General features: G+C 58.4%; 18 protein-coding genes. 5 read left to right on the top strand and 13 right to left on the bottom strand.

Annotated features, from left to right (window positions below; genetic code table 11):
- Position 1: 1 nt before the first annotated feature.
- Positions 2-1,531, top strand: a complete 1,530-nt coding sequence (locus A9Q02_RS08260) for a double zinc ribbon and FHA domain-containing protein (protein ID WP_245860457.1) — start codon at positions 2-4, stop codon at positions 1,529-1,531.
- Positions 1,532-1,607: 76 nt separating this feature from the next.
- Here A9Q02_RS08260 and A9Q02_RS08255 read toward each other — a convergent pair whose 3' ends face one another.
- The 8 genes from A9Q02_RS08255 to hoxE all read right to left on the bottom strand — a co-directional run bounded on the left by A9Q02_RS08255 (position 1,608) and on the right by hoxE (position 10,915).
- Positions 1,608-3,683, bottom strand: a complete 2,076-nt coding sequence (locus A9Q02_RS08255; protein ID WP_097651883.1) for a TolB family protein — start codon at positions 3,681-3,683, stop codon at positions 1,608-1,610.
- Between the two features lie 3 nt (positions 3,684-3,686).
- On the bottom strand, positions 3,687-4,373 hold the full coding sequence (locus A9Q02_RS08250) for a LuxR C-terminal-related transcriptional regulator (RefSeq protein WP_097651882.1): 687 nt from the start codon (positions 4,371-4,373) through the stop codon (positions 3,687-3,689).
- Positions 4,374-4,504: 131 nt separating this feature from the next.
- Positions 4,505-5,638 carry a DNA polymerase III subunit beta gene (dnaN, locus tag A9Q02_RS08245; protein WP_097651881.1) on the bottom strand — a complete coding sequence of 378 codons (1,134 nt, stop codon included), beginning with the start codon at positions 5,636-5,638 and terminating at the stop codon, positions 4,505-4,507.
- A gap of 286 nt (positions 5,639-5,924) precedes the next feature.
- Entirely contained in the window at positions 5,925-7,349 is a 1,425-nt protein-coding gene (locus A9Q02_RS08240; protein ID WP_097651880.1) for a Ni/Fe hydrogenase subunit alpha, read from the bottom strand.
- A gap of 67 nt (positions 7,350-7,416) precedes the next feature.
- A complete protein-coding gene (locus A9Q02_RS08235) occupies positions 7,417-7,950 on the bottom strand; it encodes an NADH-quinone oxidoreductase subunit B family protein (protein ID WP_097651879.1) in 534 nt (177 codons plus the stop codon).
- Between the two features lie 20 nt (positions 7,951-7,970).
- Positions 7,971-8,678 carry a bidirectional hydrogenase complex protein HoxU gene (gene hoxU / locus A9Q02_RS08230; protein WP_097651878.1) on the bottom strand — a complete coding sequence of 236 codons (708 nt, stop codon included), beginning with the start codon at positions 8,676-8,678 and terminating at the stop codon, positions 7,971-7,973.
- A 101-nt stretch (positions 8,679-8,779) separates the two neighbouring features.
- Positions 8,780-10,396, bottom strand: a complete 1,617-nt coding sequence (locus A9Q02_RS08225; RefSeq protein WP_097651877.1) for a NuoF family protein — start codon at positions 10,394-10,396, stop codon at positions 8,780-8,782.
- A 9-nt stretch (positions 10,397-10,405) separates the two neighbouring features.
- Positions 10,406-10,915 (bottom strand): bidirectional hydrogenase complex protein HoxE, encoded by a 510-nt coding sequence (hoxE, locus tag A9Q02_RS08220; protein ID WP_097651876.1) that lies wholly within the window; start codon positions 10,913-10,915, stop codon positions 10,406-10,408.
- A gap of 196 nt (positions 10,916-11,111) precedes the next feature.
- Here hoxE and bchJ point away from each other — a divergent pair, with 196 nt between their 5' ends.
- The 3 genes from bchJ to A9Q02_RS08205 all read left to right on the top strand — a co-directional run bounded on the left by bchJ (position 11,112) and on the right by A9Q02_RS08205 (position 14,159).
- Positions 11,112-11,723, top strand: coding sequence for a bacteriochlorophyll 4-vinyl reductase (gene bchJ, locus A9Q02_RS08215; protein WP_097651875.1), 612 nt, complete (start codon positions 11,112-11,114; stop codon positions 11,721-11,723).
- Positions 11,724-11,832: 109 nt separating this feature from the next.
- The gene (gene bchE, locus A9Q02_RS08210; protein ID WP_097651874.1) at positions 11,833-13,467 is read left to right on the top strand and encodes a magnesium-protoporphyrin IX monomethyl ester anaerobic oxidative cyclase; all 1,635 of its coding nucleotides are present in this window, start codon (positions 11,833-11,835) and stop codon (positions 13,465-13,467) included.
- A gap of 260 nt (positions 13,468-13,727) precedes the next feature.
- Positions 13,728-14,159: a phage tail protein gene (locus A9Q02_RS08205; protein WP_172450794.1), complete on the top strand. Its 432-nt coding sequence runs from the start codon at positions 13,728-13,730 to the stop codon at positions 14,157-14,159.
- A 153-nt stretch (positions 14,160-14,312) separates the two neighbouring features.
- On the opposite strand, the gene A9Q02_RS08200 is transcribed toward A9Q02_RS08205, so the two are convergent.
- Together A9Q02_RS08200 and mnmG are read right to left on the bottom strand one after the other, a co-directional pair.
- Entirely contained in the window at positions 14,313-14,849 is a 537-nt protein-coding gene (locus tag A9Q02_RS08200) for an acyl-CoA thioesterase (RefSeq protein ID WP_205712586.1), read from the bottom strand.
- A gap of 86 nt (positions 14,850-14,935) precedes the next feature.
- Positions 14,936-16,900 carry a tRNA uridine-5-carboxymethylaminomethyl(34) synthesis enzyme MnmG gene (mnmG, locus tag A9Q02_RS08195; protein WP_097651872.1) on the bottom strand — a complete coding sequence of 655 codons (1,965 nt, stop codon included), beginning with the start codon at positions 16,898-16,900 and terminating at the stop codon, positions 14,936-14,938.
- A gap of 72 nt (positions 16,901-16,972) precedes the next feature.
- On the opposite strand from mnmG, the gene A9Q02_RS08190 reads away from it, so the two are divergent.
- Entirely contained in the window at positions 16,973-18,181 is a 1,209-nt protein-coding gene (locus A9Q02_RS08190; RefSeq protein WP_172450792.1) for a response regulator, read from the top strand.
- A gap of 109 nt (positions 18,182-18,290) precedes the next feature.
- Here the strand turns inward: A9Q02_RS08190 and A9Q02_RS08185 are convergent, their stop codons facing one another.
- From A9Q02_RS08185 to tatA, 3 genes are all read right to left on the bottom strand, one after another.
- Positions 18,291-20,321, bottom strand: a complete 2,031-nt coding sequence (locus tag A9Q02_RS08185; protein WP_097651870.1) for a PP2C family protein-serine/threonine phosphatase — start codon at positions 20,319-20,321, stop codon at positions 18,291-18,293.
- Between the two features lie 12 nt (positions 20,322-20,333).
- Entirely contained in the window at positions 20,334-21,644 is a 1,311-nt protein-coding gene (gene obgE, locus A9Q02_RS08180) for a GTPase ObgE (RefSeq protein WP_097651869.1), read from the bottom strand.
- A 158-nt stretch (positions 21,645-21,802) separates the two neighbouring features.
- Positions 21,803-22,000: a twin-arginine translocase TatA/TatE family subunit gene (gene tatA, locus A9Q02_RS08175; RefSeq protein ID WP_097651868.1), complete on the bottom strand. Its 198-nt coding sequence runs from the start codon at positions 21,998-22,000 to the stop codon at positions 21,803-21,805.
- Positions 22,001-22,104: the final 104 nt, after the last annotated feature.

Genomic DNA, 22,104 nt, shown 5'->3' with positions numbered 1-22,104 from the left:
CATGATGATTACCTGTCCCTCGTGCGGTGCGCTGAATGATCCAGCCAATCGCTTTTGTGACCAGTGTGGCGCTCGTTTGACCAATGATCTGCCGGCCTCGCCTCCGCCCCCCGTGGCGGTGACTGCTGCCCCTGCCCCGGTCTTGACGACGGCACCGGTGTGCCCGAGTTGCGGCGCCTCGGTGTTGCCCGGTGAGGCATTTTGTGACAATTGTGGCGCCGATCTGCAGATGCTCTGGCAGCAACTTGCCGCGGCTTCGGCGCACCCAGGGTCACCTCCTTCGTCCGCTCAGGTTCCCCTTGAGGTTCCCGCTGCCCCTGAGTCACCACCAACGCTGCCCGAACTGACCGTTCCTGCCCCCGTCGAGACCGAGCCGGTGGCCCCTGCGCCCGTGATGGAGGCAGTGCCGATTGTATCTGAACCCGAGGCCGAACTCGTCGCGCCTGAGCCGGTGGCCCCTGCGCCGGTCGAAGCCGAGCCGGTGGCCCCTGCGCTGGTCGAAGCCGAGCCGGTGGCCCCTGCGCCGGTCGAAGCCGAGCCGGTGGCTCCTGCGCCCGTGATGGAGGCAGTGCCGATTGTATCTGAGCCCGAGGCCGAACCAGCGTCTGCCATGCCCATCGTGGCTGAGCCAGTTGCCCCTGCACCAGCGCTAGAGGCCGAGCCAAGCGTAAGCGCGTCCGCGCCGGTCGCCCCTGCGCCAGTGGATGTCGCGAGCTACGAAGCACAGCGCAACGAACTCGAGGCCGAGCTTGCCCGCCAGGCGCAGATCATCATTCAGTTTGAACAGATGCAAGCCACCTTTGGGGCCGATACGCCCGCTGCAGTTCTCGCTGGTCTGGCCGAGGCACGTGAGGCCTATACGCGTATCGAGGCTTCGCTGGCAGCGCTTGTACCTCCCGCACCGACCGTTGACCCTGCGGTGGTCAGTGCCCTGCAGGCAACCGTGGCCCGCCAGCAACAGATCATCAGTCAGTTCGAGCAAATGCAGGCCACGTTTGGGGCAGCAACACCTGCGGCCGTCTCGGCTGGTCTCGCCGAAGCGCGTGAGGTGTTGAGCCGTGCTCAGGATGAATTGAACAAACTCGGCCTTGCTCCAGATGCAGCTCCGGTTGCGGTGGCCCCGGTAGCGCCCCCGGCCCCGGTTGCGGTGGCCCCGGTAGCGCCCCCGGCCCCGGTCGCCCCGCCGGCCCCGGTCGCCCCGCCGCCGCTCGGTCCGCATTTTGTCATCGCTGACGGCGGGCAAATGCTGACCTTGCCCACTGATCGGGCCGAAATCATCGTCGGCCGCGAAGATCCGGTGAGTAGTATCTTTCCCGAGATTGACCTTACCTCATTTGGCGGTGAAACAGGTGGCGTCAGCCGCAAGCATGCACGGATCACGCACAAAGACGGTCAGTGGATGCTGACCGATCTCGATAGCACCAACCACACGCGGATCAATGGCGAGCGCTTGCTCCCCAACGTCCCAACCCCACTCCCCGACCAGGCGAAAGTCCAGTTTGGGAAAGTCGTCGTAACCTTTCACGCCTGATCGTTGACGCTTGATCATGCATGAAAAAAAGCCAGCATAGCTGGCTTTTTTTCATGCATCACTATAACACCGGTAGTTAGCGTTCCAACCCAGCCATCCCACGCTCGGTCACGAGCAACTGTCCACGCGTCCCCTCGGCAAGATCCCAGAGCCAGAGTTCAACCGGGTTGCGCGGAGTGAGCGCAACTGGCCCACGCTGCCCTGTCGGTGCGGTGGTCAGCACATAGGCAAGTTGATCGCCTTGCATCACTGCCTGACCAATGCCACCTGTACGCTGGCCCGCCAGGATCAGTTCGGTACGTTGCGCACCGTTCCATCGGTAGATCTGGTAATCGTGTACCGCCTGACTTGCGCAGAGCGTCGTGAGATAGACCAAATGCCCGCGATCATCCCAGCCAAGGGCTCTCGTCCAGAAAGGCCCATCGCGCACCGGTTCGAGTATCGGCGTGGCCGTTGGTGTCGGTATCGTGGTTGGCGTCACCGTTTGTGTTGGCTCGTCCGTAGCCGTTGGTGTGAGCGTTGGCTCGGCGGTCGTGGTGGTGGTGACTGGCTCGGTGGGGAGACTCGTCGGTGTCACCGTTGGTACTGCGGTACTGGTGGGCCTGATAGTTGGGGTAAGCCTGGGCCCAGGCGTGATATCGATCGAGGTTTCTGTACCGATGATATCAAGGATCGTACCGGCGGCATCGAGCACCACCAGGTCGGCACCACGCTCATCGTTGCGCCATGCTTCAACCGCAAAACGTTTGCCATCAGGGGCCACAAGTGGCTGCCCGAGCGCGCTATAAGGAGTCTCGCCATCATCGCGTACGAGAATGGCTGCCCCAACATCAACGACCGTACCATTGGCGCGCCGCAAAAAGAGCGTACTCCGCCCATCTTGTGAAGTAGCCGCGATCACCATCTCACCGTTATCGAGCCACTGAGGACTCGTGCGACCCCACTCATCCACACCTTCGTGCATGCGCCGTGGGGGCGTATTCGCGGTGGCAGGCACACTATAAATAGCGCGTTGGATCGGCATCGCCCCGGTCTCATCTACGGCAAAGGCAATGCTCTTATCATCAAGGCTAAAAGCCGGATCGGCACAACTGACGCCAATCTGGGCGATGGGGCGCTGATTCGTGCCATCTGCTTCCATCAACCAGAGCGTACTTGGTACAGGGAGCTCGGTCTCGGCAGGATCAAGCCCGGGCAAAGCGCGACAGAACGCCACGAGCGAGCCATCGTGACTGACCGCCAGATGCGTCTCGGTCTCGGGTGAGTCGGTCAAATTGACGGCCCCGGCATTATCGGCCCTGATCGCATCGGTAGCGGCCTCAATTCCGTGCTCGATGCGCCAGATATCGCCATCAAGCAGCATAAAGAGGGGGGCCGCAAGTTTGGCACGGGCAGCATCAACGCCGAGGGCCAACGCATCATTGGCACTGGTCAGCGACGACGTACGGGCGACCGCGATCGTGAGCCTGGTCGGATCGCCACTGAGGTTCAGCCGAAACGGCAGTGGCTCGTTCAACGTGAGTTTCACCACCGCCCCGGTCTCACCATCATCGGCAGGCCCAAGCTGTACTCCGGCAAGCGTCCGTGTAGTGGTCACAACTTCAGTGAGTGCCGCGACCGACTCCTCGAAACGGGCATCCCTGATCCAACCGGGGAGGTAGACCTCAAGCTGATGGAGCGTCTGATCATTGTCGTTGGTACTCACACACGACGCGAGCGCACCAATGGACCTCGTTTCAGCGCCCGGTTCAAAATTCAGCACCACCTCTTCGTAGGCCGGATTGCCACTGATTTCGACGGCCACGAGGCGGGCCGAAAAAAGACCGCGCACATCACCAACGAATTGATCGCAGAAGCCAAACCCGACGAGCGCAGGATTCGGCGTAGGGGTTGGGGGCAACGGCGTACTCGTTGGCAACGGAGTGAGCGTGGGTGGTTGAGTCGGGCTAGGGGTAGGCGTGATCGTCGGCGTACTGGTTGGCGCGGGTGTACTGCTGGCGGTCGGAGTTGGCGAGGGCGTCAGAGCCAGGATCGTCTCGATCCCAGCGATCTCTTCGCGTTCCCCAGCCGTGGTCAAATCACAACTGGCGAGCAGCAACATCAGCATCAGTGGAAGCGCGAGCAGAGCGCGCGAGAAGCGGTTTAGAGTCATTGATCAATCACCAGGAAGCACCACCTTGATCCAGCCGCGGCGCATCGCATAGACGACCGCCTGCGTTCGGTCATTAACGGCAAGCTTGCGCAGGATCGAAGAGACATGGTTTTTAACCGTCTGATTGCTAATATCCAGCCTGGACGCAATTTCTCTGTTTGTATGACCGGCGGCCACCAATTCGATCACTTCAAGCTCTCGGGGCGAAAGTGGCGAATAGATACTCTGCGTATCTTCATCAACAACCATCTGGCGAAACGCAGCAATCACCTGCGCGGCGACTTCGGGCAGTGAGAGCACCAGATCGTTAATCGGATAGCCTCCATTGCGCACCTCGTTGATCAACTCAAGCAAATTGGGCCAGGCAATATTCCGTGGCACATAGGCTGATACCCCGGCCCGGATTGCCTTCACCACCGAACTACCCTCCATTGAGGTGTTAAAGAGGATAATGCCCGTTTGCGGGTGGGTGCGTTTCAGCGCCCGTGACACCTCAAGCCCATTGACCCCGGGCAGATCAACATCCATCAACACCAGATCAGGGTTGCTAAGATCAACAAGCTGGATCGCCTGCTGACCATGCCCTGCTTCCCCAACGATGATGGTATCAGGCAAGGCCATGATGTGATGGCGGAGACCTTCGCGGAAAATTGCATGGGCATGTACAAGTACAATCGAAGTGATACTCAAGAACGGCTCCCTTGCACTGATCAAGAGTGCGCACGAGCACGTAAATCGCGACGAGCTATGCCTAGCGTTACGATGCTACATTTCCCAGAACTGACTCATATAGTATAGCTGATGGATTGTCCTTCGACAACCTAGCGAATGCTCATGGGCATAATAATATGGATATAGCCATCTTGCCCAACCGGCTTAAAGACCCCGGGACTCTGGGGCGATTGGGTCTCGAAGGTGATTTGGGCACTCTTAATGGCCCCGAGCAATTCCGTCAAATACTTGACGTTGAGGGCAATCTGCCCGCCCTCACCCTGAATCATACCATCAATTTCGCCGGTATTATCACCAACTTCGGCGGCATTTGCACTGATGATCACCCGTCCTGGCCCAAGTTCGCCGCCGGGTTCCATCGTCAATTTCACGACGTTCTGACTCGCCGTAGCGAAATACGAGGCAAGTTTGACCGCCTTCGCGAGCTCACTCGTTTCGAGCACCGAACGGGTCGTGTGCTGCTGGGGAATGATGCGCTCGACATCGGGGAAGCGTCCATCAATGAGCCGCGAGACAAGTTCGGTCGTTTCGGTATGGAAGAGCACCTGGCTGCCCCCGGTGGCGACGGTGATACTCACCTGGCCCTGGGTTTCACTGGCGATCCGTGCCAACTCGGCGAGCGTACGGGCAGGCACAATGAATTCGCTCTGGCGCGTGACGGGTTCAGGCAGGGGCACAATCCGTGTTGCTAGGCGGAAGCCATCGGCAGCGGCGAAAAAGAGACGTGTATCGTTCAACCGCACGAGCACACCGGCAAGCACAGGGCGCGACTCATCGGTTGCAGCCGCGAAGACGACCTGGTCAATCGCTTCCCGCAGCACATCAGGGGGCAGCGAGGTGAGGGGCTCTTGCCCGGTGATCGACGGAATCGTCGGAAACTCGTCGGCCTCGATACCCTTGATATTGCTTGTGAAACGGCCACATTCGACCTTGAGTGTCTGCGTACGGGCATCAAGGGTCAATGTCACCCGGTCATTGGGCAGGCTCCCAATCACATCTGCCAGCAATTTTGCTGGCACTGTCACGGCACCTTCTTCCTGGATTTGCGCCCCGATCCAGTGCGTAATGCCAACTTCGAGATTCGTTGCCGCGAGTTTCAGCCGACCTTCGTCGGTGGCAAGCAACACATTAGAGAGGACAGGCAGGGTGCTTTTGCCGGCGACCGCGTGGCTGACTGTGGCGAGGCCACGTTTGAGGTTATCTTGCAGACAGGTCAACTTCATACGACGTGCTTGCCTTTAATATAGAAAAGCTGTTTTCCTCGGGTACAAAACGAACCCGTGGCAAGGAAGGCGCAGGCGCTCCTGGCTTCTTCCTCGATACCTGACCACAGGCGTTGCGATGTAGCTTTATTGTGTGGCCCAATTATAGCATAGAACTGCGTACGTGCTTCGTGGGGATTAGGGCTGCGGCCCTAAAAACCTTCCGTGTGCTGGCGAAAACGGCCAACTTCGTTGGCCGTTTTCGCCAGCACACGTGGCGATTCTTGGGGCCGCAGGCTGCCAAACCCTACCGCACCGCGTGATCCACCACCCGCCCATCGGGGCCGATCAGGCTGATTGCAAAGGCCGCCTGGCCTACTGCGTGGGTCGAGCAGCTCAGGCACGGATCATATGCTCTGATGCCAGCCTCGACCCGATTGAGCAAACCTTCTTCGAGGCGATCCCCGCGCAGGTAATGGCGGGCGATCTGCGCGACGGTCTGGTTCATCGCCAGGTTGTTCTGCCCTGTCGCGATGATCAGGTTCAGATAGGTGATCAGGCCATTCTTGTCGACCTGATAATGATGGAAGAGGCTCCCCCGTGGTGCTTCGCTACATCCGACGGCTTCGAGATGATTGACCCCGGCATCGGCGCGCAATACGCTCGAACCCAGGTCGGGGTCGTCGAGCAACTGAGTAACCAGTTCAAGCGCCGCGAGGATCTCGATCAGCCGTGCATAGTGGTAGTAGAAACTTGCCGTGACCATCCGGTGCCCAGCACGCTGGCGCATCTCGGTCAGTTCTGCGTCGGCGAGCGGTGTCCCTACCTGGTCGCACACGTTGAGGCGCGCCAATGGCCCCACCCGATAAATGCCGTCGGGATAGCCGAGGGGTTGATAATACGGGAATTTTAGGTAGCTCCAGGCTTCCGATGCTTCGCCAAAGAGTTGCTGATAGGCGTCAGCTTTGACCTGGTCGGCCAGGATCTGGCCTTCGGCATCACGCACGCGCAGTTTGCCGCCGTGATGTTCCCAGTTGCCTTCGGGCGTCACCATGCCCGCAAAAAGGCTAGGGAAGAAGCCATAGCTGCGAACTTCTTCGTCACTGGCATCAAGCACGGTCTTGAAGCGAGCCATCGCCTTGCGGGTGACATCCATTGCTTCGGGCAAACGCTGGCGAAAGGCCGCCCGCACCTCTGCACTTATCCCCGAACGGACACCGCCGGGCACCGCCCAGGCGGGGTGGATCTTGCGCCCGCCGAGCGCCTCAATGATCTCCTGCCCAAACTGGCGGAGCCGAATGCCCCCACGGGCAAAGTCTGGTTCAGCCGCAATTAGTCCAAAGATATTGCGTTTCGCCGGATCACTCTCATAGCCAAGAAACAGGTCGGGGCCGCTGAGATGAAAGAAACTGAGCGCGTGCGATTGAATAATCTGGCCGAGATTCATCAGCCGCCGCAACTTATCGGCAGCCGGCGGAATCTCGACAGCCAGTAAGGCGTCGCCTGCCTTGGCCGATGCCAGGATGTGGCTAATTGGGCAGATACCGCAGATGCGGGCCGTAATCGCCGGCATTTCCCAGAAGGGCCGCCCGATGCAAAAGCGCTCAAAGCCACGAAACTCGGTGACGTGAAACTGGGCATCGCGCACCGACCCGTCATTGTCGAGATAGATGCTGATCTTTGCGTGTCCCTCAATACGGGTGACAGGATCGATCACGATTGTCTGTGTCATTGGTCGTTCCTCTATAGGCCTCTGGCGAGGGCCATATGCGTCCAAGTGCGTTGCTTGGGTGTCGCGCTTACCCGAACCCTCCGGCTAGTTCAGGAGGTGTACCTGCCAGCAAGGCTTCGAGCACGGCGCGAATGCGTGGGCCAGAAGGAGGACAACCTGCTAGGAAGAGGTCAACGGGGATGATCATATGGATCGGGACGACCTGATCAAGCAGGATCGGGACAATCCCTGGCGTACTCGGCAGGATCCCGCGTGGATCGCCGTGTTCAATATAGACCTGCTGCAGGATGCTACGCGCCTCGCCGAGCGGGTTGCGCAGCGCGGTCACATTGCCGGTGACGGCGCAATCACCGAGCGCAATGACCATGCGGCTCCGCTCACGGACATCCTGGATCAATTCGAGATGCTCTTCATTGGCAATCGCGCCCTCGACCAGGGCCAGATCGACACCTTCGGGAAAAGTCTTCTGATCGGCAATCGGGCTATAGACCAGTTCGACGTGGGCAGCAAGATCGATCAACCATTCATCAAGATCGAGGAGCGACATATGGCAGCCCGAGCACCCTCCCAACCAGACAGTCGCAAGTTTCAGACGGTTCATATAGGCTCTCCATTTCGGTGTCACCAGCGTTCATTGCGGGCTGCCACAATCGTGGCAATGCGACTGGCATCGCGTTCAAGCTCAGCCACGGTGCTGCCCCGACTAAAGATGGCCCCGGTCGGACATGCCAGGAGGCACTTGCCACAGGAGGTACAACTCGTCGCCTCGCCCCATGGCACATTGAGATCAGTAATCAGCCGTGCATTCGTTCCGCGTCCTGCAATATCCCAGGTATGCACGCCTTCGACCTCGTCGCACGCACGCACACAGCGGGTACAGAGCACACAGCGATTATGGTCAATGCCAAAGCGGGCGTGGCTGATATCAACGCTGCAATCTGGCGAGAGATACTCGTAGCGCACATGGCTCATCCCAACTTCGACGGCCAGTTGTTGCAATTCACAGTGTCCCGAGGCGACGCAGACGGCACAGATATGGTTGCGTTCAGCAAAGAGCAGTTCGACGATCGCTCGGCGGTGAGCCTTGAGGCGGGGCGTATCCGTCTGCACCTCCATTCCCTCGGTGACGGTGGTATGACAGGCGGGTTGCAGTTTGGCCGAGCCAGCGATCTCAACCAGACAGAGCCGACAGGCACCTACTTCAGAGAGGCCATCCAGGTGGCAAAGCGTCGGGATGCTGATCCCGGCCTCACGTGCTGCTTCCAGCACCGTCTCATTCGAGCGGGCACTGATCAGCGTTCCATTAATTGTCAAGGTTCTTGCGGCCATGCCATCATTCCTTTGGCGCTAGGCGGCGGGGGCGGTCTCAACACCCTTTGCGCCTTTGCGCCTTTGCGTCAAATCATCAAAAAACTCACTTCACACCCTACTCAGCGACTGGTCAAATTGATCGTCACCCGTTTGCGTAGCAGCCGTTCATACTCTTCACGAAAATAACGCAGCGTACTCTGCACGGGATTAGGCGCAGACTGGCCCAGGCCACAGAGACTCGTCTCGCGCAGCAGGTGGCAGAGTTGTTCCAGGGTCGCCAGATCGGCTGCTGTGGCTTGCCCAGCACTGATTTTGCTCAGCAGGCGATACATTTGTACCGTCCCTGTGCGACATGGAACGCACTTGCCGCATGACTCATCCATGCAAAATTCCATGTAAAAACGGGCAATTTCCACCATGTTGGTCGTGGCATCCATCACGACCATGCCCCCCGAGCCCATAATCGAGCCAACCTCGGCGAGCGACTCGTAATCAACGGGCGTATCAAAGAGGGCTTCGGGAATACATCCCCCCGAGGGGCCGCCGGTCTGCACCCCTTTGACCGGGGTTCCATCGGGGGTACCGCCGCCGAGCTCTTCGACAATCTCGCGGATGGTCATACCCATCGGCACCTCGATCAAGCCGGTATTGCGGACCTTGCCAGTCAGGGCAAAGACCTTAGTGCCTTTGCTGCGTTCTGTCCCAATGCCGGCGTACCAATCGGCGCCATTGGTGATAATCGGGGCAATATTGCCAAAGGTCTCGACATTATTGATCAGCGTGGGATAGCCCCAGAGGCCGTGTTCAGCGGGATACGGAGGCCGGGGCCGCGGTTGGCCGCGGCGGCCTTCGATACTCGCGATCAGGGCCGTCTCTTCACCACAGACAAACGCGCCGGCCCCAACCCGAATATCAACCCGGAAGTTGAAACTCGTATCAAAGATCTGGCTCCCGAGCAGATCATGTTTTCTCGCCTGGGCAATGGCCTTCTGCAGGCGCGCAATTGCGAGCGGATACTCACCGCGCACATAGAGGTAACCCTGATCGGCGCCGACCGCATAGGCCGCAATACTCATCCCTTCAAGGATAAGATGCGGGTCGCTTTCGAGGATACTGCGATCCATAAAAGCCCCGGGATCGCCCTCATCGCCATTGCAGATGACAAATTTGCGTTCACCGGGACTCTTCGCGACCGTCGCCCATTTCAGGCCCGTTGGATAGCCGGCCCCGCCTCGTCCGCGCAGACCACTGCGGGTGATCGCATCAATCACCTCAGCCGGGCTCATCTCGTGGAGCACATGATAGAGCGCCTGATAGCCACCGACCGCAATATACTCTTCGATCCGTTCGGGATCGATCACGCCGCCATTACGCCGCACAATATGCAATTGACGGGCAAAAAACGGATGGGCGTGGTCGCCCTGTTTGACGTTACATGGCCCGCCATCAAGTGAAGCAATAATTTCGGGGGCCTGTTCAGGGCGCACATGTTCAAAGAGCACCCCATCAGCTTCGACACTCACCATCGGCCCCTGGCCGCAAAAGCCCATACACCCGACGCCAACGATGTCAACCCGCTCACTCTGTCCTGCCGCCTCAACCGCCGCTTGCAACTGATGAAAGAGCTCAAGCGCCCCCGAAGCCTGGCATCCCGAGGAGGTACAGCAGTGGATCCGAATCGCCTTCCGGCGGCTTCGCTCCTGCTCGGCCATGATCTGAAGATCTTGAAATTCCATCACACCCCCTCAATCCTCATCGAGCAACGCACGCACCCGTGCTCGCATCACTTCGGGATCGGCATGGCCGGCCACATTGCCATCCACGATCACCGCAGGCGCAATGCCGCACGCCCCGAGGCAGCGAGCGGTCAACAGCGAAAGCTTGCCATCGGCGGAGGTTGACCCGGCCCGCAGGCCACTCTCGGTTTCGAGCGTCGCGAGCAGCTCCATCGCCCCTTTGACATAACAGGCTGTCCCAAGACAGACGGTACAGCTGTGCTCGCCTTGCGGGGTCAGGCTAAAGAAGTGGTAAAACGTCGCCACCCCATAGACGCGACTGGGAGGAAGGTGGAGGCTATGGGCAATCGCCAGTAACCGATCTTCGGTCAGGTGCCCATACAATTCTTGCGCTTTATGCAAAACCTCGATCAACGCATCGGCGCGGTACTGGTGGCGTTTCATGGTCGCCTCAAGGATCTTGAGGCGTTTGTCATTCGCCTGGTCAGCGGGTGACCTTGGGGGAGAGGCAGTAGCCATACGTAGCCCCTATCTCGTCAACAATGACGCTCATATTGTCTCATGGTAGCATCCTGGCTCATCCTAATCAGAGAAGAAAACCTTACGTAGTGTTGAGCGATCATTACCCTTTGACCCGAGCCTGCGTGGTAGACTTTTCGCGGGCTATCATGATATGAAATGTCATGGGATTGTTTTCATGGTGAAAGGTTCTGTTATGCACACAACATACGCGCCGGCAGGTGTTGTGCGCATCGGCCCTAACTCGATTATCCAGACGGTGGGGGCGCTCAACGAGTTGTATGGTGCCGAGGCTGCCCGGGCGATCCTGGAGCGGATTGGGCACAGCGCGTTGAACGAGCAATTGCCGACCGACATGGTTGATGAGCAAGCGTTTATGGCGCTGATCAACGCCTTGCGTACCGATCTCGGTCTTGAGGCGACTGGCAAGGTGCTTGCCCGTTCAGGCGAACGCACTGCCGACTATTTGCTCGCCAACCGTATTCCTGCGCCGATCCGGATCCTTTTACCATGGTTGCCCGCTTCATTCGGCCTGCGCATCTTTTTGAAGGCGATCGCTGGTCATGCCTGGACATTCGCCGGGAGCGGCCGTTTTAGCTACGTTGTGGGGCGGCGCGGCGCTACTATTTGTCTGGCCGACAGCCCCGAGTGTCGTGGCATCGCAACCGATGCCCCGTTGTGCCACTACTACACCCACTGTTTTCAAACTCTCTTGCGTCCCTTGATCAACCCGCAGCTCATGGTTCGTGAAACGGCATGTGGCGCGATGGGTGCTGATGCGTGTACGTTCGAGGTGACCATCCCCTGACAAGGGGCGTTCGCCGGAGGCACTGGCCTCCGTTCTCGCAGGTTTTTGTAGTACAGAGTCTGTTGTCAGTCGCAGGGCCATCACGGCCCCATCAACAAGGGAGACCGCTATGCGGATCATGATGATCCAGCCCAATTACCACGCGGGCGGAGCTGAAATTGCCGGTAGTTGGCCGCCGAGCTGGGTCGCCTACATCGGCGGGGCGCTCAAAACGGCCGGATTCGACAATGTTCGTTTCATTGACGCCATGACGCTTGATATTCCCAATGATCAATTGCGGGTCATCATCGAGCGCAACCGGCCTGACGTGATTCTGGCAACAGCGATCACCCCAATGATCATCAAGGCCCAGGAAACCCTGAAGATGGCGCGTGAGTTGTTGCCCAACACCAAGCTCATCCTCGGTGGTGTCCATCCAACCTTCATGTATGCTCAGGTCTTGTCTGAGGCACCGTGGATTGACTACATCGTGCGTGGTGAGGGTGAAGAGATCATTGTTGAGTTGCTCAAGAGCATTGAGGCTGGGAGTGATCTCAAAGATCGGGCGACGATCCAGGGCATTGCCTATCTCGAGAACGAGAAGGTTGTGGCGACGCCTGCACGTGATCCGATTGCTGATCTTGATACCCTGACGCCTGACTGGAGCCTGCTCGAGTGGGACAAGTACATTTATGTTCCGATGAATGTGCGGGTCGCCGTGCCCAACTTTGCCCGTGGGTGCCCCTTTACCTGTCGTTTCTGCTCGCAGTGGAAGTTCTGGCGCAAATATCGTTCGCGCAGCCCGCTCAAGTTTGTTGATGAGGTCGAGACGCTGGTTCGCGATTACAACGTGGGCTTCTTTATTCTTGCCGATGAAGAGCCGACCCTCAACCGCAAGAAATTTACGGCGCTCTGCGAAGAATTGGCGCGTCGCAAGCTGCCCGTGCTCTGGGGGATCAATACCCGTGTGACCGACATTATGCGTGACGAAGCCCTGCTGCCCCTCTGGCGCAAGGCCGGGTTGATGCATATCTCGCTTGGCACCGAGGCTGCCGCCCAGATGAACCTTGACCGCTTCCGCAAGCAGACGACGATTGAGCAGAACAAGCGGGCGATCAAGATGATCCAGTCCCACGGGATGGTTGCCGAAGCGCAGTTCATCATGGGCATGGAGAACGAGACCCCTGAGACGATCGAAGAGACCTACCGCCTCTCGCAGGACTGGAAGCCCGACATGGCGAACTGGAATATGTATACGCCGTGGCCATTTGCCGAACTCTTCGAGGAACTGGGTGATAAGGTCGAGGTTCGTGACTATAGCAAGTACAACTTTGTCACCCCGATCATGAAGCCCGAGGCAATGGATCGTGAAGATGTGCTCAAGGGTGTGTTGCGCAACTATGCTCGGTTTTATATGCGCAAGGCCTTCTTTGAATACCCCTTCATCAAAGATCCCGTCAAGCGCAAATATATGCTCGGTTGTCTGCGTGCCTTTATGAAGACGACCGTCACCAAGCGCTTCTATGACCTCGGACGTGTCCATATGAATGGGACACAGATGGAAGTCGACCTGGCCTTTGATGAGTCGCGTGTCTTTACGATGGAGCAGTTGAGTACGCTGAAGGAAGATCACCCCGAATTGGTGGCCGATATCACCTTCGGTGGGGCTATTCCTCGTGGCTTTGACCCCGAAGAAATCCGTCACCAGTCTGAGAATACCCTCAATACCCCTCTGCGTGACGAGAATAAGCAGGTTGGATGTTAGGTTCTTGGTGGCCCCCACGACCAGTTGTGCTGGTCGTGGGGGCTGTGTGGCGCTGGTTGCCTGTTCCTCATTCACGCCCCTTGACATCCCTGTAATGCTCTCTTAACTCTTAGGATGCATCTTACCACCCTACAGCTGTGCCTGTGGGGTTATACTGCATGGGACAGGGGATGTGTCGTTTTGTTCACAGCGGGAAGAGGTTCGATAGACAGGGTCTTGTAGGATCTGTTGACAGGACTATGTTTAAGAGGGAGGTAACCATGGCGTACAGAAAGTTGCCCAATCCCTTTGCCAATGTTCGCTACCTTGTCGAGGTTGATGGTGTTCCACGGGGTGTCTTTGGCTCTTGCAGTGGTCTTGAAGTTGAGCATCGCCATGTCGAGTTCTACTTTGGCCCTGATGCCATTGATCTCTTCGATGTCTACTCTCCCAATCACGAGGAGCGAGTGATACTGGCTGAGGGAATCGCGCTCGATGACATGCTGCCGGAATGGGAACATGCGAATGCCGAAGGTCATGTCGAGCGCCACGATGGTTCGATTGTTGCGATTGATGAGTTTGGTCGCCCCTGCGCACGCTGGCGCTTCCACGGGGCGTGGCCCGAGCATCTCGAGAGTGGGGGTGCTGTGGGTGATCGGCGTCGCCGGATTGAAAGTGTCGAGTTGATTTGCGACGATATTCGGATGAACTAGGACGATATGCCCCTGACAAGTGAGGAGACCTGTCATCACGGTGGGTTTGGATGGCAGGTCTTTTGCATGCCTTCGCTCTGCTTCGGGACAGAAAAGACGGCAACCAATTGGTTGCCGTCTTTTTTCGTTGTGGTGCGGTCAGGCAAGCACGACTCAAGCTGACTCAGGGCTCAGTTCACTGAGCATATCTTCGGGGTGCTGGCGAATCTCCAGGCTGCGTGCTTCGATCTCTTTGCGGAGATCGCGACGGAGCTTGGCCGCTGCCCAGCGGCGACGCTGTTCGGCATTTTCGATGGGCACGGATGGAATGGGGCGTGGATTGCCCTCTTCATCAACCGACACCATGTTGAAATAGCAGGTCAGCACGTGGCGAATGGAACGCTCGGTGATATTTTCCGAAACAACCCGAATCCCGATCTCCATCGACGTTTTGCCGGTGTAATTGACCGAGGCAATGAAGGTGACCAGTTCCCCAACATGAACTCGTTCGTGAAACACCACCTGGTCAACTGAGACCGTGACAACGTACGATCCTGCATAGCGCGAGGCACAGGCAAAAGCAACTTGATCGAGTAGCTTGAGCAGATGCCCACCGTGGACGTTGCCTGAGAAGTTTGCCGTATCCGGTGTCATAAGCACCGTCATCTCGAGGGTGCGAAATTGCCCGGCGACACTGTTCGGGCTCTGCATACGAGCGCTCCTTGGCTTGGCTCTGGAAGATGCGACCATACAGAAGGGTTTGATGTTGCCCTTCCCCTTTAGTATAGATCGACTGGTTACAGTCTACTTTCAGAGGTGCGGCGTTCGAGGGCAAAGAGCAAAATGGCGACATCAGAAGGGTTGATGCCTGCGAGACGACTCGCTTGCCCAAGCGTTGCTGGACGGAACCGTAGCAAGACCTGGCGCGCTTCGTTGCGAAGCCCGTTGAGCCCGTGGTAATCAAAGGTGTCAGGGATGCGCCGGTTTTCCATTTTATGCATCCGTTCGACTTCACGTTGTTGCCGTTCGATGTAGCCTCCATATTTGCATGTGACTTCGACCAGTTCCTCGATCTCCCGTGCTGCCTCAGGCAGATCCAGCGCGGTGCGCAATTGCGGATAGCTGACATGAGGCCGGGCAAGCACGTCGGCGGCACTGGCCGGATTGTTCAGGGTTCCAATCCCTGCGGCGGTGAGTCGGGCATTGGTGTCAGCAGATGGGAAAATCCGGCGCTCGCTGAGCGTTGTGTAGAGGGCTTCAGCGGCGGCGCGGCGGCGTTCAACGGCGGCGGCGCGGGCAGCGTCGATCAGCCCCAGTTCGTGGGCCAGCGGGCTCAGCCGCAGATCGGCGTTATCCTGACGCAACAACAGACGATGTTCGGCCCGACTCGTAAACATGCGATAGGGTTCGTGGATCTCTTTGGTGACGAGGTCATCAATGAGCACCCCGATGTAGGCCTGGTCACGGCGCAGGATAAGTGCTGGGGCCTGCTGTGCGAAACGAGCCGCATTGATCCCCGCCATCAGACCCTGTGCAGCCGCCTCTTCGTAGCCGGTGGTACCATTGATCTGCCCCGCCAGAAAGAGTCCGGCAAGGCGCCGCGTTTGAAGATCGGCCCCGACCTCGCCGGTACTCACGGCATCATACTCAATTGCATAGCCAATGCGCATCAACTCTACCTTGCGTAGGGCCGGAATAGTGCGCAACATGGCCCACTGCACATCTTCGGGTAACGAGGTATTGCACCCCTGCACATAGACTTCGTGGGTCTTCCAGCCTTCAGGCTCAAGAAAGAACCCGTGACGTTCTTTGTCGGCAAAACGGACGATCTTGTCTTCAATGCTGGGGCAATAGCGCGGGCCAACGCCTTCGATGACCCCGCTAAAGAGGGGCGCACGGTCGAGATTCGCGCGGATCAGGCGATGAAAGTCCGCCCCGGTATAGACCTGATAACACGGGAGTTGGGGCCGCCACCCTTCGCGCAGGGCAGCAGGATAGATGGCGGCTGGCTCGCCGTGGTACGCTGGGGCGGGAGGGGCTTCGAGATCGGCATAATAGTGCCCAAAATAGTAGGGTACGCGGCTGCCGTGCTGGATCTCGGTCTGGCTAAAATCAATGGTGCGGGCATCGATCCGTGGAGGTGTGCCGGTTTTGAGGCGTACCAGCGGAAAGCCGAGTGAGGCGAGATCATTGCCGAGCGCCATGGCCGGTGCTTCGCCTGCACGCCCGGCCCCCCATGCCGCCTGGCCCGTGACAGCACGGCCACGCAGAAAGGTTCCGGTGGTCAGCACGAGCGCCCGTGCCTGGTACTGCCAGCCGGTGTGGGTGACAACGGTAAAACGTGCCGCTCTGGGATCGGTCGGGTCAGTGGGCTGCAGGGGGATAATCTGCTCGACCATCGCCTGGCGCAGATCAAGCCCGGGCATGCGTTCAAGCGTCTCTTTCATCACCTGGGCATAGAGCCGCTTGTCGCACTGCGCACGTAGTGACTGCACGGCTGGCCCTTTGCTCTCGTTGAGCAGGCGAATCTGAATGGCCGTCTGGTCGGTCACACGGGCAATCAGCCCGCCCATGGCATCAAGCTCGCGCACGAGATGACCTTTGGCTGGCCCGCCGATGCTTGGATTGCACGACATATGGGCCAGTTTATCGAGATCAATCGTGAGGAGCAGGGTGCGGCAGCCGAGGCGTGCCGCTGCATTGGCCGCTTCACACCCGGCGTGACCGGCACCGATGACAATGACATCATATAAGTGTTGCATAGTTACTATGGTATAATCGCCACGACCGGATAAGTGTATCACCGTCTGCTGAAACCGGTGAGGAGCGATGGCTTGCCTTCTATTCTGATTATAGACGATGATGTGACTTTGTTGACGCGCCTGAGCATCCAGCTTGAACTTGCTGATTTTGAAGTTATCAACAGCAGTGATCTGGTCTATGGCGAGCAACTCTTTCATAAACACAAGCCCGATCTGGTGATGATCGAGGTTCGTTCGGGGAACGAGGCTGGCTGGGACGTACTTGAACGGCTGGGTGGCCGTGCCCAAGTGATTGTGCTCAGTGCTGCTTCGCGTGAAGAGGATGTGGTTCGTGCCTTTACGTTGGGTGCGGTTGATTATGTGAGCAAACCCTACCGGTCCGCCGAACTGGTGGCACGGTTGCGTGCGCGTGTGGCCGCCGTAGCGACGAAGACTCGCTCAGTTGGGATGGCTCCCCCAGATACGGTTGCGCCTGCCCAGGCTCCAGCCCCAGGTGCGACGGGGAAGATGAGCAGTGGTGCAAGTGCGGCTGCTGGTTCTGTTGCGACAACCCCGCCTCCTCTCGTTGAGCCGGCGTCTGTTGCTACGTCAAAGCGCGAACCGTCGATGACCTCCCCAGCGGCTTCGGTTGCGACAACGCCTACCCAGCCTGCGAGTGCGCCAGCGTTGGTGCGCCCAGCCTCGGTTGATGCGCCACCGGTTGCCCCCGGCCCACAACGCACCCCTCCTGATGAGGATCGCGTCTTTATGACGGAAGCCGAAGAGATGGCGATGCTCCGCATGCCGCCTGCTGCTTCGGGTGGATCCAAAACGACCCTTGCCCCTGATCTTGATGAGCACGCGGGCATCGGAGCACGGATCCGACACGAGCGTCAGCGTCGGCATTTGACCCTGGTGCAGATCGAGAACGAACTCAAAATCCGGATGTCCTATCTGCAGGCGATTGAAGACGAGAAGTTCACGCTCTTGCCGCGTGGCCCGGCTGCATTGCAGATGTTCCGTTTGTACCTGAGCTACCTGGGGCTTGAGACGCCAGAAATCATGGACGAGTTTCGGCGTTTGCACTATGTTGAAATCAGCGAACCGCCGCCGGCTCTCGGGGGCATCGCTATGCCGCGTACGATCTCGCGTCGCTTCATCGTCATGCTGGCAATCGTGCTGGCTCTTGTTGTAGGTTTGACGCTGATCTTTGTTTTTGATCCCGGCTTCTTTGCCCGCCTACCCGAGTTTTTTGTCTATCTCTGGCAAGAACTGGTAGCCTTGTGGCCGGGCGGTACCTAGTGCGATTGCAGCTTTGCGCCTTTGCGCCTTTGCGTCAAAACAACCGCCTTCTTTGCAAGGTATTGTGCCGAGACTTGGGTTCCCGCGTGCGCGGGAACGACATGGTTTTCTAGTGGCGGGCGAGGATCAACAGGGCAATATCATCGGATTGTGCGGCGTTGCCGGCGAAGGTCGTCACCGCATCCAGAATGTGCTCTTGCAGTTGATGGGCGTCGGTGGTGGTGCGGGCAACGGTGAGCAACCGTCTGGTTTCAAACATCTCTTCGTGCTCGTTCTGGGCTTCGGTGATGCCATCGGTATAAATGACGAGCACATCACCCTGCGCAAGGGTGAGGTCGCGGGTTGCCCAGGCGCGTTCGTGATCAATGCCGAGAGGAACGCCGGTATTGGTCAGGGTGGCAAGTGAGCCATCGTGACGCAGCAAAAAAGGCGGATTGTGGCCGGCATTCGCGTAGCGCAAGGCTCCGGTTGCCGGGTCGAGGATGCCGTAAAAGACCGTCACAAACATGGTGCTGTCAGTATCAATCAGGATGCGTTCGTTGGCGGCACGCAAGACCGACGAGGGATCATCGCGATACTCAAACGCATACGTACGAAGCAGCGTCCGTGAGAGCGCCATAAAGAGGGCGGCCCCGGTACCTTTGTCGGCGACATCAGCGATAATGAGCCCGAGACAGCCGCCGGGAAGCAGCAGGAGATCGTAGAAGTCGCCGGAGGTCTCGCGGGCAGGGCGGAGGGTTGCGGCGAGTTGCCAGCCGGGAATGTCGGGGATGCTTGTGGGCAAAAAGCTGGCCTGGATCTGCCCGGCCATCGCCAGTTCTTGATCAAACCGATGGAGCCGCAGCGTGCGGCGGTGTTCGTCAACCCGATGGATCGCCGAAACAATCGTTGCGCCCAGGGTTTGTAGGGCGGGCAACATACTTTCGGGATCGCCTTCGAGCGTGCCGAGTTCAAGAAAGATCATGCCGATGGCTGGTTCGTTCTCGACGGCACGGATCGGCACGGTGACGCGTACAAAGCGGCCTTCGGCCCCGGGCCAGGGTGGGGTTTCATGCGGTTGCCAGATCCGCTCGACCGGATGCGCTGCGAGCCAGGCGAGCAAGTTCGGATCAACTGGCTCATCGGCAGGCCGTCGCAGCAAGATCTGACCATCAAAGAGCCCAATGCAGATCCGCCGCTCGCGGAACATGCCGGCAACGTGCTGTGCAAGTAACGTGGGGAGTGCAGCAAGCTCGGGCGGGCTGGACAAAATACTGCGCCCGAGCGCTTCGAGGCGCGCCAGTTCTTCGCGGCGCTGATCGCTTGCGGCGACCGATTTGCTGAGCCAGTGGGCGATCAGGTTGATCATCACGACACTTGTACACCAGAAGAGATAGCCGATCAGGGCATAGGCGCTGTAGACAACCGCCCCGAGCAGGGCAAACGGCAGCGGGGGCAGGATCGTCAACCCAATAAAACGAGTGAGGTACTGCATGCCCATGCGCCGTCCTGCGGTTTGCTTGAGCACGATCTGCAGGAGAAAGAGCATGGCAAAACAACCGAGCAACACCGCGCTAAAGACAAGCAAAGCCCCGAGCATCGCGCCAAGCGTTGTCAGGCCAAGATCGTTCGGGGGGCGGCTACCCCCGAGCATCGTGAACGCATAGTAGCAACTCAGGTAGCTCAGCCCGAGGGTACTTTGCGAGACGAGCGAATTGCGGATTACATTCCAGCGCTGGACAAAGAGACGATACTGCCAGAGACGGTGGGCGAGCTCGAAGAGATGGGCGAGCAACAGCATCCAGATCAGGCCGGGGCCGACAATCAGCAGCGTTGCCAGGCCGATCAAGACACTCAGATTGCCACTGATCATCTCGGTCTCGCCATCAGGCTGGCGGAGAATCCAGAAGAAACTCAACTGATTGATAATGACGATAAAGATGATCCCGCTGAGCATCAGCAGCCAGTTGGCCCGCACGTCAGCGCGATCAGTGGCGAGGGTGAGCCAGCCAAGCATACACGCAAAGAGCACCATCCCATAGAGGGTGCCTACCACCTCGCGTTGCAAGATGGTAAAATCGCGGAGTGGCAGGTTGACGGCCTGTGGCCAGAGACGAACAATGATCCTGGACAGGCGGTTGGGAGGATCTGCCTGTGTCATCGTGCGTTGGGCTCACTCAAAGCGCTGGCTATCCCATTCGAGCTCGATATCACCAATATAGACCATATCGCCCTCGTGGAGGCCAGCCTCAAGGAGGGCCTGACTGATCCCGGTCGCCTCAAAGACGCGTTGTACGCGATCAACGGCCTCGATCTGGTCAAAATTGGTCATCTTGAGCAGCCGTTCGATCTTGATGCCGCGCACGCGCCAGCCATCGCCTTCGGGTTCAACCGAGAAGGCATTCTCTTCGACCTCAGGTATCGGCCAGGTGAGGGGTGGCTCATCGGGTTCAACCGGTTCCAGATGAGAGACTGGCATAGCCCGCAGGTGGGTTGCTACGCGGCGTAACAGGTGGTCAACGCCCTGCTGTGTTGCCGCTGAGATCGCAAAACAATCTTCGGGGTCAAGGCCAAGCTCGTGCTGCAGACGGGCGAGATTTGCGCGGGCCTCGGGCAGATCAACCTTATTGAAGGCAACGACCTGGGGGCGTTGGGCCAGTTCAGGCTCATAGAGCCGCAATTCTTCGTTGATCTGATGGAAATCGGTGACTGGATCGCGCCCGTCGACCCCGGCGGCATCAATGATATGAATAAGCACGCGGGTACGCTCGACGTGGCGCAAAAAAGCGTGCCCCAGGCCGACACCTGCGTGGGCACCCTCGATCAAACCGGGGATATCGGCAACCACAAAACGATCATATTCCCCCACATCAACCATGCCGAGATTGGGTTGGAGCGTCGTAAAAGGGTAATTCGCAATCTTGGGGCGAGCGGCACTGATGACCGAGAGCAGCGTTGACTTGCCGGCATTGGGAAAGCCAACGAGACCAACATCCGCAATGAGCTTCAATTCGAGCTCGATGGTCAGCTTTTGCCCTGGCTCACCGAGTTCAGCGATACGCGGTGCCTGGCGCACCGATGAGGTAAAGTGAACATTGCCAAGGCCCCCGCGCCCACCACGCGCAACAAGCAAGCGCTGCCCGGGGCGTGCGAGGTCAACCTCGTAGGTTTGACCATCGATCATGGCACGGACAACCGTCCCTGGCGGGACATTGATCACCAGATCATTGCCCTGACGCCCATACATCTTATTTTTCTGCCCATTGCCACCTGACTCGGCACGAAACGAGCGCTCGTAACGGAAACTGAGCAACGTATTGAGATTCGGGTCGGCGAACAGATAGATGTGCCCTCCACGGCCACCATCGCCGCCATTGGGCCCACCGCGGGGGACGAATTTTTCACGGCGAAAGGTTGCTGCGCCAGATCCGCCTGTGCCGGCCTGTACCTGGATGGTTGCCTGGTCAAAATAATCAACTGCCATGTTTTTGTTCCACAAAAAGTTCGGTTCATCTGATGAGCAACCGGCACAAAAAAGAAAGGGGCAACAGAGCAGCGGAGATTCACGCCTCTCTGATGCCCCACACTATGCAAGCCAACAACGTGTCTGGTCAGGCCAACAGCCCATCATCGGTGTGGATGTTACACCTTGCTTTCGCGCTCGGCTTTGGTCTCAGTTGTCGTGGTTGGTGCTGCATCATCGTCTTTCACGGCGTTCTTGAACTCACGGATGCTGCCCCCAAGGGCGCTCCCGAGGCCAGCAAGGCGTCCGGCACCAAATATGGCAATCACAATCACCAGAATAACAATTAATTCGCCCCATCCCAGTCCTAACATGATTCACTCCTTTTGCTATCTTTGCCTGAACAACCCTCTGATGAGAGCGCATGGCATAGCAAGGTACCTTGTACGGATGCTTGATGTAGGTTCATTATACCCTAGCC

Origin of the sequence: Candidatus Chloroploca asiatica (assembly GCF_002532075.1) — a bacterium.
Lineage (GTDB): Bacteria > Chloroflexota > Chloroflexia > Chloroflexales > Chloroflexaceae > Chloroploca > Chloroploca asiatica.
This window is presented reverse-complemented; position numbering and strand designations above follow the sequence as displayed.

Coding starts and splice junctions, on each gene's coding strand:
- A9Q02_RS08255 (WP_097651883.1), bottom strand. CDS start 3,683: ATGACTCTAAACCGCTTCTCGCGCGCTCTGCTCGCGCTTCCACTGATG.
- A9Q02_RS08240 (WP_097651880.1), bottom strand. CDS start 7,349: ATGACACAGACAATCGTGATCGATCCTGTCACCCGTATTGAGGGACAC.
- A9Q02_RS08185 (WP_097651870.1), bottom strand. CDS start 20,321: ATGACACAGGCAGATCCTCCCAACCGCCTGTCCAGGATCATTGTTCGT.
- bchE (WP_097651874.1), top strand. CDS start 11,833: ATGCGGATCATGATGATCCAGCCCAATTACCACGCGGGCGGAGCTGAA.
- obgE (WP_097651869.1), bottom strand. CDS start 21,644: ATGGCAGTTGATTATTTTGACCAGGCAACCATCCAGGTACAGGCCGGC.
- hoxU (WP_097651878.1), bottom strand. CDS start 8,678: ATGGCCGCAAGAACCTTGACAATTAATGGAACGCTGATCAGTGCCCGC.
- A9Q02_RS08260 (WP_245860457.1), top strand. CDS start 2: ATGATGATTACCTGTCCCTCGTGCGGTGCGCTGAATGATCCAGCCAAT.
- hoxE (WP_097651876.1), bottom strand. CDS start 10,915: ATGGCTACTGCCTCTCCCCCAAGGTCACCCGCTGACCAGGCGAATGAC.
- A9Q02_RS08225 (WP_097651877.1), bottom strand. CDS start 10,396: ATGGAATTTCAAGATCTTCAGATCATGGCCGAGCAGGAGCGAAGCCGC.
- bchJ (WP_097651875.1), top strand. CDS start 11,112: ATGCACACAACATACGCGCCGGCAGGTGTTGTGCGCATCGGCCCTAAC.
- A9Q02_RS08235 (WP_097651879.1), bottom strand. CDS start 7,950: ATGAACCGTCTGAAACTTGCGACTGTCTGGTTGGGAGGGTGCTCGGGC.
- dnaN (WP_097651881.1), bottom strand. CDS start 5,638: ATGAAGTTGACCTGTCTGCAAGATAACCTCAAACGTGGCCTCGCCACA.
- A9Q02_RS08205 (WP_172450794.1), top strand. CDS start 13,728: ATGGCGTACAGAAAGTTGCCCAATCCCTTTGCCAATGTTCGCTACCTT.
- A9Q02_RS08200 (WP_205712586.1), bottom strand. CDS start 14,849: ATGCAGAGCCCGAACAGTGTCGCCGGGCAATTTCGCACCCTCGAGATG.
- mnmG (WP_097651872.1), bottom strand. CDS start 16,900: ATGCAACACTTATATGATGTCATTGTCATCGGTGCCGGTCACGCCGGG.